Raw genomic sequence first — 15,080 nt, 5'->3', positions numbered from 1 at the left:
CCTTGTTTTTGTAGCATAATCGAAGGAGCAATATGGATCAGCAAGCATTCGAAGCAGCACGTACTGCATATCAGCGTGGAGATTGGTCTTCTGTTGTATTTGCAATGGCAGCTGTTAAGGATCCGGGTGAGCTGTTTGGTGCAGCGGATCACCTTAAGGGCAATTCGCTCATGAAGCTGGGTCGTTTTGATGAGGCTGCCCAGGCATATTCTGATGCCCTGCGCGATGAAGCATATGGTAAGCGTGGTGCCTTGCTGTGCAATCAAGGACGTGCTTTGTTGGCTGCTGGACGCAGTCAAGAGGCAGTAGAGGTCTTGACCAATGCTTTGCAAGATCCTGACTATGCTACTCCGTATAAAGCACAGGTAGCACTGGGTGCAGCACAGCTTGCTTTGGGCAATGTTCGTGATGCTGGTATTGCATACCGTAACGCTGCAATTGACGAGACAAACCCCAACCCTGCAAGTGCACTTACCAGTTTGGGTGGCTGCTTTATGCAGCTTGGTCGTCCCATTGATGCCGTAGAGGCATATCGTACGGCTCTTGATTTTTCTACACCCATGGTCAATCAAAATGCAATCTATGCTCAGCTCGGTGATGCATACGTTGCTGCCAATCGCATGTCTGAGGCTCTCGATGCCTTTGGTCATGCTCTTGCAGATGGAAGCTATGAGCTTACAAATGAACAGCAAGCAGCATATGCTGCTGCTCAGAAGGCTATGATCGCGTTTGTTGGCAACCAGCCTTCGGAAACCGATGCATTTTTGGAGGCAGCTGGCTATGCCGGCACCGGCTCCTATGATCCGCTAGATCCTTTGGGCAAATCGGGCGAGATGATCCCTTCTCCCGAGGATACTGGTTTCTTCTCGGTAAGCGAGTCCGATCTTATCGAGGCAGAAAAGGGTAATCGTAAGGTGCGTCGTAAGCATAGGCATATTGGGCGCAAGATTTTTATCACCCTGTTTATCATACTGCTCTTGCTTGCCGCTGCGGGTGGTGCGGCCTTCTATAAAGGCTATGGCTATCCTACGCAGGAAACGGTTGCTACGCAGCTCTTTGAATCTGTCTCTAATGCTGGCCAAGCAAACCAGTATTTCAGCAGTTCACTTTCTGCAGAACAACAGGCAGAGATTATTTCGAGCTTGCCCGTGGGTGCCAAAGTTTCCATTGGCGGCGTGGATCGCTCCATAAGCTCTTCTAAGGTGTACGTTACCGCAACCCTTGCTCAGGGTGGTACCCAGGACTATACCGTTGATCTTATCCGTGACGGTATTTCTTGGAAGGTAACTGCCGTGAGTGCTAGCTATGCTTCTCAAGCAAGCAATGGTAACAACATTGCCACCAGCTCCAGCACCGATGCTGCTACGTCTGCTACCAAAGAGACAGATACTGCTTCTACTTCTGCAGCAAGCACCGAGGCAACAGGAGCTGATAGTGCAAATACTCAGGCATCAAGCTCCAACAAGTAGTAAAGTTGTATTGCCTGTAGCTTTAGGGCAATTACGTTTGTAAAATACGTCTGAAGGATACAACGACATGTCCTTTTTCGATTCATTATTTGGTGAGTATGGCGGCGATCTTGCCATAGACCTTGGTACTGCAAATACGCTGGTATCCGTGCGCGGTCAGGGGATTGTTCTCAATGAGCCCTCTGTTGTTGCCATTGATAAAGACGCTGAGCGTGTTTTGGCAGTTGGTGCGGATGCAAAGCGCATGGTTGGTCGTACGCCCGGCTCCATCATGGCGGTGCGTCCACTTAAGGATGGCGTTATTGCAGACTTTGATGTAACCGAGGTCATGCTCCGCTATTTTATCGAGAAGGCCCGTGGCTCTCGCCGGTATCCTTGGTCTCCGCGCCCACGGGTAGTGGTCTGCGTTCCCTCAGGCGTTACCTCGGTAGAGAAGCGCGCAGTATTTGAAGCAACTATTTCTGCTGGTGCTCGTCAGGCGTATCTTATAGAAGAGCCTATGGCAGCAGCTATTGGAGCAGACCTGCCCATTGAAGACCCAACGGGTTCTATGGTGGTAGATATTGGTGGCGGCACAACCGAAGTTGCCGTTATCGCCATGGGCGGTATTGTTGTGTCACAGTCCATCCGAACCGCTGGTGATGAGTTTGATCAGACCATCCTTGAGCATGTTCGGGATGCCTATAACCTCTCTATTGGTGAGCGCACTGCAGAAGATATCAAGATTAAGGTTGGTTCTGCCGCACCTTTGCGAGAAGAGCTTGATGTTGAGGTTAATGGCCGTGATGTTATCAATGGTCTTCCCAAGTCGGTACGTATTGAGTCCGAAGAGATTCGTCGTGCGTTGGATAGACCTTTGGATGAGGTCACCAAAGCCGTTAAGGATGCCTTAGACGTTACCCCTCCAGATTTGGCAAGTGACCTTATGTACTATGGCATTTTGCTCACTGGCGGTGGCGGACTGTTGCGCGGCCTTGATTCTCGCCTGCGTGATGAGACGGGTGTTCCAGTAAACGTAAGCCCCACGGCTCTTGAGAACGTTGTTAATGGTTGCGCTCGCGTTCTTGATGCAAATGCTTTGTCGGGTGGCTTTATTCAGAGTGCAGGCCAGTAAATCGTGGCTTTACTTTCGCCCCATTCTGCTCGCACAAACACAATGCCACGCAAAAGCGCAACCGGTGGTCGTCTTGCAACAGTTTTATGCGTTATTGCTCTTGTCGTGTTTACCTTGAGCTGCAGAGAAACAGGTCACGGGCCTATAACTGCGGCGCGTGACATGGTTAGTGTGGTAACAACCCCTGTTCGTAGTGTGGGGTCGTTTATCACAGCGCCGTTTAAGGGACTGGGAAATATCTTTTCCAATCTGACGGCCAGCCAAGAAACCTTAAGCGAGCTCAAGGCAGAAAATGACGCCTTGCGCGCTAAAAATGTGGAGTTGTCTGAAGCTCAACAGTCTGCAGAACGCTTGCAGAGTCTTCTTGAACTCAAAAATGCCTACAAACTACAGTCAACGGCGGCACATGTTGTTTCTGGTTCTACAGACTCTTGGAGCTCTACCATTACTATCGATAAGGGCTCTGCGGCAGGCATGCAAATTGGTATGCCCGTTACGGATTCCACAGGGGTTATCGGCCAGATTTCCGAGGTAGGACCTACTTCTTCTGTGGTTCGTCTCATTTCTGACGAGACATCCTCTGTTTCTGCTATGGTGCAGTCAAGCCGTGCTCAAGGCATGCTTGTTGGTTCTGCGGATGGAACCTTACGTTTAACGCTGGTAACTACCGATCAAAGCGTTGCGGTAGGAGACACGATTGTAACCAGCGGCTTGGGCGGTATTTACCCCAAGGGGTTGCCGCTTGGCACTGTAAGCTCTATCGAAAAAAATACCGGATCCACCTACTATGTTATTACGGTAAAGCCGTTTACAACAACGTCCAGCTTTGAAGAGGTCCTGGTTATCACTTCGCTTACCGATGAACAACAGGCAGATGCATCAGAGGCTGCGCAGGCAGACAAACAAGAATCATCCTCCACCTCTGCTGCGGCCACGACACAAGATGCGGATCAAGCGGCTTCTACAGATTCTTCCAGTGACTCATCCAACGCAAAACAAAGGAGGTAGCAGATGGCAATGCAGGTAAACGATAGTAATAAGACGCGTAAAGCCTTGCTTATTGCGGCTGCTCTTTGTTTTGTGCTTCATTTAGCCATTGTTCCAAACATTGCACTGTTTGATGGGCATATCAATGTCTGTATGATTGTTGCTTTGTATATTGCCTTAAGCACCGGAGGGAAAACAGGCGTTATTGCCGGTTTTGTCGCGGGATTATTCTTTGATTTGACCACCACAGGACCCGTTGGTCTTATGGCTTTTGAGCTTACGATAGCATCATATTTTGTCGGCCTTGAGGGACGCAATAGGTTTGCTGACGGCTTTGGCGGGGTATTGAGGCCGTTCTTGATTGCCTGTGTTTCTATAGAGCTAGTGTATGGACTTACCATGGTGTTAACGGGTAATTCACACAATATTTTGTACACCTTTGGACTGCATAGTATTCCAGCTATTGTGCTGGACTGCGTAGCCTTTGTTATCGTCTTGCTGCTCAGTGGCTTGCGTACGGGCAGTGCTGCTTCGTCCTTCTCGGTCAAGCGCCCTGATCGCAGCAGCGGACACTTTTTTGGTAAGAAGCTCTAGGACCTACTATGTCGTTAGCTCTTGTCATCCTGCTTATTATTGCGCTTGCTTCAATAGCCATTGCGGTTATTGTTTTTATAACCATGCGCTCTGGTAGCAAGCGTTTTACCTTTGATATTGGTGGACAAACACCTCGAGCTGCTGGTGGAGAAGACCATTCTACCGAGGGCGGGTTTAAAACGCGGCTCTACGGTCTGGCAGTGTTTTCTGGCGCTATCCTTACAGCACTGGTGGGTAAATTGTGGAGTATGCAGCTTGTCTCGTCAGATGAATACGCCAAGCAAGCAGAAAGTAATCGTACGCGCTCCATTGCCACCTCGGCACCACGGGGACGAATTTTGGATCGCAATGGCGTTGAGCTGGTGGGCAATCGCTCGAGTTTAACCGTGGTAGCAAAAAGCGATGTTCTTAACGATGAGATCAAACTGCAGCTGTTAGCAAATCTTTTAGGTATGCCAAAAATTGCTGTTAAACGAAAGATTCAAGATGCTTCTGCGGGGGCACAGAACCTGCGCGTGGTGGCAAGTGATGTGAGCCGCCGCGTGGTTGCCTATTTGGGTGAGCATGCAGACGTCTTTGAGGGCATTACGGTGGAAACACGATCTACGCGTAATTACCCACAGGGTAGTTTAGCTGCGCATTTGCTGGGCTATACGGGTTCTGTTACACAGGATTTTATCAAGAAGCATAAAAATGATGATCAAAGTTCTCCCAGCTATGAGTTGGGTGACATTGTTGGTCAGGCGGGCATTGAATACCAGTATGAGTCTATTTTGCAAGGTGTTCATGGCGAACAAAAAGTGTATGTTGATGCCTCGGGTAAGGTAGTGGACTATTCCACCTCAGTGGATGCAACGCCAGGTTCTGACATTACGCTTACCATTGACGCTAAGATTCAAAAGGGTGCGGAAGAAGGTCTTGCACACGCCATTAAAGCGTCCCAGCAAAAGGGCAATGCTGACTGCAAGGCCGGCGCTGTGGTTGTAGTGGACGTTACCAATGGTGAGGTTCTTGCTATGGCAAGTGCGCCCACCTATGACCCAAGCGTGTTTATCGGCGGTATCTCTAACGACGATTGGTCTGAGCTTTCCGATGAGTCAAATAGCTACCCGCTTATGAACCGTGCGGTAGACGGTGCCTATATGTCCGCTTCCACTATAAAACCTATCAATGCCCTGGCTGCTATGGACAGTGGCTTGGCAGGTTTTGATTCTGGCTATAACTGTACTGGTTTTTGGACAGGCTTTGGCAAGGCATCTGGTCAGTACTGTTGGAAGCATAGTGGACATGGATACATGACACTGCAAACAGGTATTACTTTTTCTTGTGACGTGGTGTTTTATGAAATCGGTAAGAGCTTCTGGCTTGCGGATGATGCACACAAATGGGGCATGCAGGATACCATGAAAAAATGGGGCTTTGGCTCTAAGACAGGCATTGATCTTCCGAGTGAGGGAGAAGGTCGCGTGCCCGATGCGGATTGGAAGTGGAATTACTACACCACCAGTTCTGAGGCAGACCGTCAGTGGAAGGGCGGAGACAACACCAACCTGGCTATTGGTCAGGGTGACTTTTTGGTAACGCCTATTCAGCTGGTAAGTGCTTATATGGGTCTTGCGAATAGAGGAACTATTTGGACGCCTCGTGTGCTCAAGAGCGTACAGTCGCATTCTGGTAATGGTACTATTCTGGAAACCGATTCCTCTAAGCGTTTGGAGCCCAAGCAAAGCACCGAGCAATACGATATGTTGCATCGTGCGCTTGAAGGTGTTATCTACGAGGAAGATAGATCCGTAACGGCACATTTTACCAATCTTCCCGTACGGGTAGCAGGTAAAACGGGTTCTGGCGAACGTGCAGGTGAGGCAGCAACCGGTTGGCTGTGTGCCTATGCTCCTGCAGATGATCCTAAGTATGCCATCGCAGCGGTTGTCGAGAAGGGCGGCTTTGGTGCAACATCTGCAATGTATGCCGTTCGTGATACCTTAGGTGCCATCTATGATTCACCTGACACTACGGGTGATTCTTCAGATACCGAGACTCACTAACACAGCTCAGAAAGGGGGAGGAATGGCTATCGAGACACCAAAAGGAAGTCTGTCAGATGTTGGTTTTGGCAGCATCTTGTCTTCTCTCTTTGGAGGCGATGCTGGAAAATCGCCTTCCCATGCTCGCATGAGACCAGTCAAACGGCGCTTTGGTGCCTACTATTTGGCTAACCTCGTTCCTGCTATTTTGCTGTGTGTCTACGGACTGTTAGTTGTTTGGTCCGCTTCTTTGACCATTCCTGAGGCTTCATGGCCCCGCCAGATGCTTGGTGTAGGCATTGGTTTTACCGGTGCCGCATTCATTCGTCGCTATGATTATCGAAATCTTGCCAATATGACCAACATACTGCTGGCCATAGATATTGTTTTGATGCTCATGCCTAAGGTTCCAGGGCTTTCCTATTCCGCAAAAGGTCTTACGGGTTGGGTACAGATCCCCTTTATCCACCTACGCATGCAGCCGTCTGAGATAGCAAAGCTGGTTACTATTTCTCTTATGGCGTCGCTGAGTGCGCAATACAACGGCAAAATTGAGTCCTTGCGTGACTACGTACGCTTGTGCATCTATCTGCTTATTCCATTTGTCCTTATCCTTACACAGCCAGACTTGGGAACCGGTCTTGTTATTTTGGTTTCTGGTGCTGCAATTATTATATGTGCGGGAGCACGACGAAGTTGGGTGTTGGTAACCATTGCGCTGATTATTGTGGGGTCGGCGTTTATCATCATTACCTCTATGACGCCCGGTCTTCCGCACCTGCTTAAGGAGTACCAGCTTAATCGTCTTATTGTCTTTGTAGACCCAAGCGTGAGCCCTACGGGTGATGGCTATAACTTATTACAATCCAAGATTGCTGTGGGCTCTGGTGGTTTCTTTGGCAAGGGTATTGGCAATGCTACGCAAGCGGGCGGTGGATTTTTGCCCGAGGCACACACAGACTTTGTGTTCGCTTTGCTTTCAGAAGAGTTTGGCTTTGTAGGGGCTGTTATTTTGTTAACCCTGTTTGCTGTGCTGATCTTCTCGGCAATCCGATTGGCGCTTAAGTTGGAGTCTCCCTTTGGTAAGCTGGTATTGGTTGGTATTGTTGCCATGTGGTCGTTCCAGCTCTTAGAAAACGTGGGTATGTGTATTGGTATCATGCCTATTACCGGCATCCCTTTACCGTTTATTAGCTTTGGTTCGTCGTCCATGGTGGTCCAGCTTATGTCAATTGGTATTGTCCAAAGTGTTTACTTACATCGGACAAAGGTGGCATAAGAGTGGCATAAGGAGCACGTATGCGTAGGTCAAAAACGTCAGTAGACACGCTTAAAAATGCCGCCATGCTTTTTATGACAGCAAATACAACAGATCCTATTCGTGTGCATCTGTATGTGGATACTACAGCTCCAGATTTTATCATCGCCACGGTTAAAGAGCTGTTTATTCCTGCTGATCCTAGTGCTCAGCTGCGTATTTTGAACGTCGACTCGGCAGTAGACAGTCCTGTTGGCATGCGTTTTGAAACAGATTGTGATGTTTGTTTTGTACTCTGTGGTCACCATAGTCAGGCAGCGGCGCATGTTGTTGTCCAGTACCAACAGGCTCATCTGCCCTGTGCGGTGATTGCCCGCTCAAGTGTCGAGGCACCGTATTGTGCATCCGATCCTGATGGCAGCGCGGTGGGGCTTGTCACTGCTGCAGATGCGGCTACACTCAAACAAAAGCTGGCTTCATGGGTAGTAGATGCACTTGCCGAGAAGGGCATTGCATTTGCCCGTGCTTTTACTTTTGCGCGTAAGGCAAAAGTAAACCAATTGGTTCACAGCTGTGCTCTCCAAAATGCTGCAGTAGGTGCTCTGGTGCTCATTCCTGGTGCAGATATGCCTGTTATGACTACCAATCAAATGCGTCTCGCACTTGATATAGCCCGCGTGTATGGGCATGAGCAAGATCTTTCTCGTGTGGGTGATATCGTCGCTGTAGTGGGTGCAGGTTTGGTGTATCGTGGTGCAGCCCGCGCGTTATTAAGCGTTGTTCCTGTTGTTGGCGCTGTAGTAAAGGCATCCGTGGGTTTTGGTGGAACTATTTCCACTGGTCGAGTCCTAGCAGCTCGTTTTGAGCAAGAGGATCGTACTCAGTAAAAATGTAGTTCATGAGTTTTTGTAGTGAATAACAGTAGTTAGCTGGATTTTCTTGTTGACCAAGCTGTCAAGCGATGATAAAGTTACCAGCTGTTGCACTCACTCATAGCAATGAAGGGCATTAAACATGTACGCAATCATTACGACTGGCGGCAAGCAGTATAAGGTTGCCAAGGGCGACGTCATCGACGTAGAGAAGCTCGACGCGCAACCTGGCGATAAGGTTAAGCTTGACGTCCTTATGCTCAGCGACGGCAAGACCGTTGTTGTCGATCCCGAGAAGCTCTCTAAGATGTCTGTACAGGCAGAGGTCGTAGAGCAGTTTAAGGGCGAGAAGCAGCTTGTCTTCAAGTTCCATAAGCGTAAGCGCTATCATCGCCTTAATGGTCACAGGCAGAACCTCACTAAGCTTTCCATCGTAAAGCTTCCTGCTAAGCCTCGTGCCGCTAAGGCCGCATCTACTGCTGACGAGTCCGCAGCAGAGTAGTTCGAGTATTTCCTCGTTGAGTAGAAGGTAGGTTAACATGGCTCACAAGAAAGGTCTCGGCTCCTCTCGTAATGGCCGTGACTCTAATGCACAGCGCCTTGGCACCAAAATTTATGGTGGTCAGGCAATCAAGACTGGTCAGATTATCGTTCGTCAGCGTGGTACCCACATCACTCCTGGTGCTAACGTAGGTCGCGGCAAGGATGATACCTTGTTTGCTCTTGTCGATGGCACAGTAGAGTTTAAGAAGGGTATCAAGCATACCGTTTCTGTTATTCCTGCTCAGGCATAACAAAAGACGTTTGTATGATACCGCGAGACCTCCGACCTAGTCGGGGGTCTTGTTTTGTATGTAGTGGTGCCGTATGGGGTAGTATTGCTGCTAAGACAGTTTGTGTCCGTAGGAGCTAATGCTTCACTAACCCTGCGATTTGATGTTTTGAGTCGCCAAAGAGAGGCTCTCTATCTATGTTTACTGATCTATCACATATCAATGTTATTGGTGGCAATGGCGGCGCCGGCTGTATGTCTTTTCGCCGAGAAGCCCATGTTCCTAAGGGTGGGCCTGATGGCGGCGACGGTGGTCGTGGTGGAGATGTCATTCTTATGGCAGATCCACAACTATCATCGTTGATTGACTATCGCTATAAGCATCATTTTAAGGCTCAGCGTGGTACCCACGGTCAGGGTGCACGTAAGCATGGGAGCGATGGCGAGGATCTTATTTTGCGTGTGCCTCTTGGTACTGTGGTGCGTGAGCTTGATCCCCAAACCATGCAACCGTTATATGACATTGCAGATCTCACACACCCCGGCGAGCGCGTTATTGTTGGTCCTGGTGGTGTGGGCGGTAAAGGTAACATTCACTTTGTAACCTCAACACGTCGTGCTCCCGCTTTTGCCGAGAAGGGCGAACCTGCAATTGAGCATTGGATTGAGCTGGAAATGAAGCTCATGGCAGATGTGGCTTTGGTGGGTATGCCCTCCGTTGGCAAAAGTTCACTGATTTCCCGTATCAGTGCTGCAAAGCCTAAAGTTGCGGATTACCCCTTTACCACACTCGTTCCTCATCTGGGCGTAGTTCGTGCACACGACGAGTCTTCCTTTGTTGTGGCAGACATTCCTGGTTTAATTGAAGGCGCCAGCCAGGGCAAGGGTTTAGGTCATGAATTCTTACGCCATATTGAGCGTACAGCACTGCTTGTTCATATAGTGGATATGACCGGCGGTTTTGAAGAGAGAGATCCGCTTGAGGACTATCGTATCATCACCAATGAGCTGCAGGCTTACGCAGCTGAGTTGGCTGAACGTCCCATGGTTGTTGTGGCAAACAAGATTGATATGCCCCATACCCAAGAGGCTGTTGCTCGTTTGCGCGAGGCAGCGCTTGCGGATGGTCATCCATTCTTTGCAATTTCTACCGTAACAGGTGAGGGTCTTGATGAGCTCATTGGACACTGTGCCAGCCAGGTAGCTCAGCTTCGTAAGCAACTTCAGATAGACAGCTCCACTGCGCCTAACGATAGCATTTGGGAACAGCGGCGTCGTCGCCGTGACAAGGCGTTTAGTATCGAGAATTTAGGCGGTGGCGTGTTCCATGTTACGGGTGCGGCTATTGAGCGCATGGTTATTCAGACTGACTGGGATAACGATGAGGCAATCGTATACCTGCAACACCGCTTTGAGCGCATTGGCTTAGATGATCAGCTTGCAAAGGCTGGCTGTAAGAACGGTGATGAGGTTCGTATTTTAGGCTACTCCTTTGAGTACAATGGATTTTATGATGACGACTTTGCCGAGCTTGTTGATGAAGAGGACGAAAACCTCACCGATGATGATCGTCTGTTGTCATAAGAACCAAGTGCTACGACGGTGTTGGTGTGAGTAACATGCCACGAGTGAATGAGGAGTCAAAGGTGGACGCACAAGTACTTGAAGATCTCGATCTTCCGCTGCTTGGAGCCGATAGTGCAAAAACGTATCGTTTGGGCATCATGGGCGGTACCTTTGATCCCATTCATAATGGGCACCTGGTAGCTGCAGAGCAGGTATTGGGAGATCTGGACCTCGATGTGGTGGTCTTTATGCCTGCCGGAAGCCCTGCTTTTAAGCAGAACGCGAACGTCACCTCTGCAGCAGATCGCTATGCTATGACATTGCTTGCTACAGCTGATAATCCGCACTTTGTAACCAGTCGATTTGAGATTGATCGTAAGGGTATTACCTATACCGCAGATACTCTCAGTACCTTGCGGGAGTTGTATCCATCCAATGTTGAGCTGTACTTTATTACGGGTGCGGACGCTATTATCGACATTGTAAAATGGCATGATGCCAAAAAGATTGCGCGTTTAGCACGTTTAGTTGCCGCTACGAGACCTGGCTATGATCTGGATAATGCAACAGACGTCATATTTAAGTCTCAGATTGATTTTGATGTGACGTATCTTGAGGTTCCGGCATTGGCTATTTCTTCAAGTTATTTGCGGGGACGTATTATGGCTGGTCAGTCGTTAGCGTACTTAACACCAGATTCGGTTATCGGATATATTTCTAAGCGAGGCCTGTATGGACCACAAACTCGTTTATAGTACTGCAGCTCTAGATTTAGAGCCCCACTATAGTTCAGAGCAGCTGGCTGCAATTCGTGGCTATGAAGCAGATTTATGTGCACATATGGAAAAAAATCCGCACCGATTGGCTCATAGTATGTCCGTTGCAAAAACAGCGCAGCATTTAGCACTGGTGTATGGGATTGATCCATACAAAGCACGGGTAGCTGGTATTTTGCATGACTGGGAAAAGGTTAATCCCTTGTCGGTCCAGCTTGCACGGGCGCGTGAGTTCAATTTGGATTTTGGTGTGGATCTGGAGCTGGTGGGCGCTCTGTTGCATGGACCTATCGCCCAAAGGACGCTCGCACAGCGATATCCAGAGCTGGGAGAAGATGTCTTGCAGGCTATAGCACGTCACACCGTTGCACATGAACAGATGTCCGACCTCGATAAGATCGTGTTTGTTGCCGATGCAATAGAGCCGCTCAGGCCATCTGCACAACCTTTGGAGCAGCTGCGCGAACAGGTGGGTGTGGTATCACTTGACAGCTTGTTCTGGGAAACCTTTGTAGAAGGAATTTTATATGTGCTTAGCACCCATCGCTACCTGTATCCTAGAACATTAGAAATATACAATACCCTTGTTTTACAACGTGCCACCGCAAAGGAGCGTGCATGAGCGTTACCCCACTAGAGCTAGCAAAAGTTGCAGCAGCCGCTGCAAACGAGAAAAAAGTCGAGGATATGGTGCTTATTGATGTCTCCGAAACCTCAGACATCTGTGATTACTTTTTGATTTGCACCGCTGCCAATAGTCGCCTTGCGGATTCCGTCATTGATGAGGTGGAAGAAAAAGTCGGCATTAATTGTGCGCAAAAGCCTCTTTCCATTGAGGGTAGGGAAGATAAAACCTGGATTTTGATGGATTATGGTGCTGTTTTGGTTAACGTGTTCTTACCGGAGCAGCGTGATTTTTATCGCTTGGATAAACTGTGGGGAGATGCCCCACGGGTAGAGCTTAGGTTTGACTAAAGAGTCAATTCATAGAAGAGTAGGCTGACAAAGAGTAAAGCAGCTCTTCTTTCGGTTGTCTTAAGAGATGCTGCCCTTACCAGCCGTTGGTTTGGTATCGGTGGTATGACGTTCAAAACGTAGATCGTGCCCATAAGAGAGCGCCTGTGAGCCAAATCGCTTTCGCAGATGATCGTATGTCTCGGCAAGTTTTTGCTTGTCGGGACTTTCTTTTTGGTTGGACTGAACTTGACCCTTTTTGGAATCAGAAGAATCAAAAAGTGAAAGCTGTGCAGGCGCAGTTTCAGAAAAGCCACTTACTCCTATTCCTAAAAGACGAATAGGCATGCCCTCTTTCCATATCTTATGCAAGAGTTTTTTGGCGGTTTCAGCCAATATAGATTGACTGTTTGTGGTGGAAGAAAGCTGAGTTTGCACCGTCTTTTGATGGGCAAAGTCAAACTTTACTTTGAGCGTAATGGTATGTCCTGCCAACTGCTTGGCGCGCAGACGCTCTGCCGTAAGTTCGGCTACGTGGTCTATAGCAGCATAGATCTGTACAGGTGAGAGTAAATCCTGTGCAAAGGTACGTTCGGACGAGACAGACTTTGGCTCATCTTTTTGGGCAAACGGTGTAACCGAACTAACCTCTTTACCAGCAGCACGCAGTAGCATGGTGTGCCCAAAGCTCCCGAATTCTTTTAGTATGATGGTCTTGTCCGTTTGGGCCAGTTGACCCAAGGTAAAGATTTTTAAGTGGTGTAGTTTGTCTGCTGCTGTTTTACCAATCCCACTCATGGCTTCTACGGGTAGAGGAGCTAAAAACGCAGCGCTATCCTCGGGGTAAACCAAGTACAGTCCACAGGGTTTTTTGCGCTCAGAGGCAATCTTGGCAATGGTTTTGTTGGCACCCAAGCCAATGGAGCAGGTAACTCCTAGCTGTGAGACGCGCTGTGAAATACGTTTGCAAATAGCTTCGGGCGATTCTTTTGAATAGCGTCCGGGAGTGATGTCAAAAAACGCCTCATCAATAGAGACCTGTTCTATTAAGGGAGTTTCATCCAAGATACAGGCCATAACTTGCTGGCTTACCTGACGGTACCTGCTAAAGTGCCCAGAGGTCCAAATGGCTTGTGGGCATAAACGACGTGCTTGGGCAGAGGGCATAGCAGAGTGCACACCAAATTTACGTGCCTCATAGGATGCGGTAGAAACCACGCCGCGCTTATCGGCAGAACCACCCACAATAACAGGCTTACCACGCCATTGAGGGTGATCCAGCTGCTCTACCGAGGCAAAAAAGGCATCAAGGTCTAACAAGCCAATAGCACAGCCTTGCCAAGGGCGGTGTGCAGCACCAGAAGATATGTTAAAAACATCACTCATTGCTGCTTATCAATTATAGCTGTCGTAAATGAGGTTTATATACTTACGATAAACGTTGTTCCTTCTTCGGGAGAACTGTCTGCCCAAATGCGACCATTGTGCTCTTGAACAATGTTAGCGGCTATAGCTAAACCAAGGCCGTAGCCACTTGTGGTTTTGGCAGTACGAGCCTTATCGCTGCGATAAAAGCGATCGAATACATGAGGAATGTCTTCTGGTGCAATGTAGCTACCCTTATTGTTAACACGCAGGTATGAGTGGCCAGAATGGGCAGAAAGCGAAATGCTTATTGCCGTGTTTGGTGAGGCATACTTGCACGCGTTATCCACGATAGCGCCAACCATACGCTCAAGGCTTTCTTCATCTCCATGGAGGTGAATTCCCTGAGCGATATTGGTTACCAGCTCAATACCGCGCTCAAAAGCAAGAGCCTCAAACTGTAGTGCGGTTTTCTCGACTACGGAAGAATAATCAACATCTTGGTGAGGATGTGCAGTTGTACCCTCTGCCTCTGCTGCATCCATACGTGCCAGGTCAAGCAGTGCCTGCACTAGGGCTTGCATACGTTGGGCCTCGGTAGAAATACCCGCAATCCATCGTTTGTCCTCTGCAGGAATGGCACTTTGGTTCGTGGAAAGAATTTGTGTGTTGGCAAGAATCACTGCAAGGGGAGTCTTGAGCTCATGCGAGGCATCGGCAATAAATTGACGCTGACTGAGCCAGGCCTTCTCTATGGGGTTAACAGCCCAGTTAGCCACCGCATGCGCAAGCATGATGAGCACCAGCATGGTTCCGATGAATAAAGAGACATTCGCAATTAAATGGCGCTGCAACACGATGTCTATGCTCGATGTATCGGCAACGGCAATGCGGATGTTTTTGTTGGGCAATTCTTTGATGCGCCAACTAAGGTGAGAGGAAGGAAGTTTTCCCGAGGTCATGCCTGTTTGCGTGTATTCAGAAACAATTGACTTTAAAATACTGGTTTCGACCTGGGAAAAGTCATTTTTTTCTTGCAACAGCTCCCCGGTGGTCGTGTTGTAAATTGCACGGGCCACTAACATCTGCAAAGCAATACGTTGATCTGAAAGACTGCGCTGATCTGAGGGACTGGAATCCGTCTTTCCAATGACCAGCTGAACAACGGATACATCACTTACGCCATAATCAAACGTTAGGTCAAGGGAGCTGTTCATAAGCGTATAGGTGTTATAAAAGGAACTAGCAAGCACAACGAACAAAATAACACCCAATAAGGTACTCGTCAGGATGACGTAGCTCCTTTTAAGTCTTTTTATCATGTAA

At 48.7% G+C, this 15,080-nt stretch carries 15 protein-coding genes; 13 read left to right on the top strand and 2 right to left on the bottom strand.

All coding sequences use genetic code 11. The annotated features are described in order from the left end of the window. Positions 1-32 precede the first annotated feature (32 nt). From HMPREF1091_RS05015 to rsfS, 13 genes are all read left to right on the top strand, one after another. On the top strand, positions 33-1,469 hold the full coding sequence (locus HMPREF1091_RS05015; RefSeq protein ID WP_002563750.1) for a tetratricopeptide repeat protein: 1,437 nt from the start codon (positions 33-35) through the stop codon (positions 1,467-1,469). Between the two features lie 67 nt (positions 1,470-1,536). After that, a complete protein-coding gene (gene mreB / locus HMPREF1091_RS05010; RefSeq protein WP_002563749.1) occupies positions 1,537-2,583 on the top strand; it encodes a rod shape-determining protein in 1,047 nt (348 codons plus the stop codon). Between the two features lie 42 nt (positions 2,584-2,625). Continuing rightward, on the top strand, positions 2,626-3,591 hold the full coding sequence (mreC, locus tag HMPREF1091_RS05005; protein ID WP_021736285.1) for a rod shape-determining protein MreC: 966 nt from the start codon (positions 2,626-2,628) through the stop codon (positions 3,589-3,591). 3 nt (positions 3,592-3,594) lie between these two features. Next, positions 3,595-4,164, top strand: a complete 570-nt coding sequence (mreD, locus tag HMPREF1091_RS08070) for a rod shape-determining protein MreD (RefSeq protein ID WP_002563747.1) — start codon at positions 3,595-3,597, stop codon at positions 4,162-4,164. Between the two features lie 8 nt (positions 4,165-4,172). Next, entirely contained in the window at positions 4,173-6,212 is a 2,040-nt protein-coding gene (gene mrdA, locus HMPREF1091_RS04995; protein WP_002563746.1) for a penicillin-binding protein 2, read from the top strand. 22 nt (positions 6,213-6,234) lie between these two features. Beyond that, on the top strand, positions 6,235-7,470 hold the full coding sequence (locus HMPREF1091_RS04990; RefSeq protein ID WP_002563745.1) for an FtsW/RodA/SpoVE family cell cycle protein: 1,236 nt from the start codon (positions 6,235-6,237) through the stop codon (positions 7,468-7,470). A gap of 20 nt (positions 7,471-7,490) precedes the next feature. Then, the gene (locus HMPREF1091_RS08065; RefSeq protein ID WP_002563744.1) at positions 7,491-8,336 is read left to right on the top strand and encodes a DUF697 domain-containing protein; all 846 of its coding nucleotides are present in this window, start codon (positions 7,491-7,493) and stop codon (positions 8,334-8,336) included. Positions 8,337-8,463: 127 nt separating this feature from the next. Then, positions 8,464-8,823, top strand: coding sequence for a 50S ribosomal protein L21 (gene rplU, locus HMPREF1091_RS04980; RefSeq protein ID WP_002563743.1), 360 nt, complete (start codon positions 8,464-8,466; stop codon positions 8,821-8,823). Between the two features lie 37 nt (positions 8,824-8,860). Further along, positions 8,861-9,115, top strand: coding sequence for a 50S ribosomal protein L27 (rpmA, locus tag HMPREF1091_RS04975; RefSeq protein ID WP_002563742.1), 255 nt, complete (start codon positions 8,861-8,863; stop codon positions 9,113-9,115). A 176-nt stretch (positions 9,116-9,291) separates the two neighbouring features. Continuing rightward, a complete protein-coding gene (gene obgE / locus HMPREF1091_RS04970; RefSeq protein WP_002563741.1) occupies positions 9,292-10,677 on the top strand; it encodes a GTPase ObgE in 1,386 nt (461 codons plus the stop codon). Between the two features lie 35 nt (positions 10,678-10,712). Beyond that, positions 10,713-11,414, top strand: a complete 702-nt coding sequence (gene nadD / locus HMPREF1091_RS04965) for a nicotinate-nucleotide adenylyltransferase (RefSeq protein WP_051058331.1) — start codon at positions 10,713-10,715, stop codon at positions 11,412-11,414. Beyond that, positions 11,392-12,057 carry a bis(5'-nucleosyl)-tetraphosphatase (symmetrical) YqeK gene (gene yqeK / locus HMPREF1091_RS04960; RefSeq protein WP_002563739.1) on the top strand — a complete coding sequence of 222 codons (666 nt, stop codon included), beginning with the start codon at positions 11,392-11,394 and terminating at the stop codon, positions 12,055-12,057. Before nadD ends, yqeK begins: the two co-directional genes overlap by 23 nt. Then, positions 12,054-12,410, top strand: a complete 357-nt coding sequence (gene rsfS / locus HMPREF1091_RS04955; RefSeq protein WP_002563738.1) for a ribosome silencing factor — start codon at positions 12,054-12,056, stop codon at positions 12,408-12,410. Before yqeK ends, rsfS begins: the two co-directional genes overlap by 4 nt. 60 nt (positions 12,411-12,470) lie before the next feature. On the opposite strand, the gene dinB is transcribed toward rsfS, so the two are convergent. Further along, positions 12,471-13,775 carry a DNA polymerase IV gene (gene dinB / locus HMPREF1091_RS04950; RefSeq protein WP_002563737.1) on the bottom strand — a complete coding sequence of 435 codons (1,305 nt, stop codon included), beginning with the start codon at positions 13,773-13,775 and terminating at the stop codon, positions 12,471-12,473. 35 nt (positions 13,776-13,810) lie between these two features. Continuing rightward, positions 13,811-15,076, bottom strand: a complete 1,266-nt coding sequence (locus tag HMPREF1091_RS08060) for a sensor histidine kinase (RefSeq protein ID WP_002563736.1) — start codon at positions 15,074-15,076, stop codon at positions 13,811-13,813. Positions 15,077-15,080: the final 4 nt, after the last annotated feature.

This window comes from Atopobium minutum 10063974 (assembly GCF_000364325.1).
In the GTDB taxonomy this organism is placed as follows: Bacteria; Actinomycetota; Coriobacteriia; order Coriobacteriales; family Atopobiaceae; genus Atopobium; species Atopobium minutum.
This window is presented reverse-complemented; position numbering and strand designations above follow the sequence as displayed.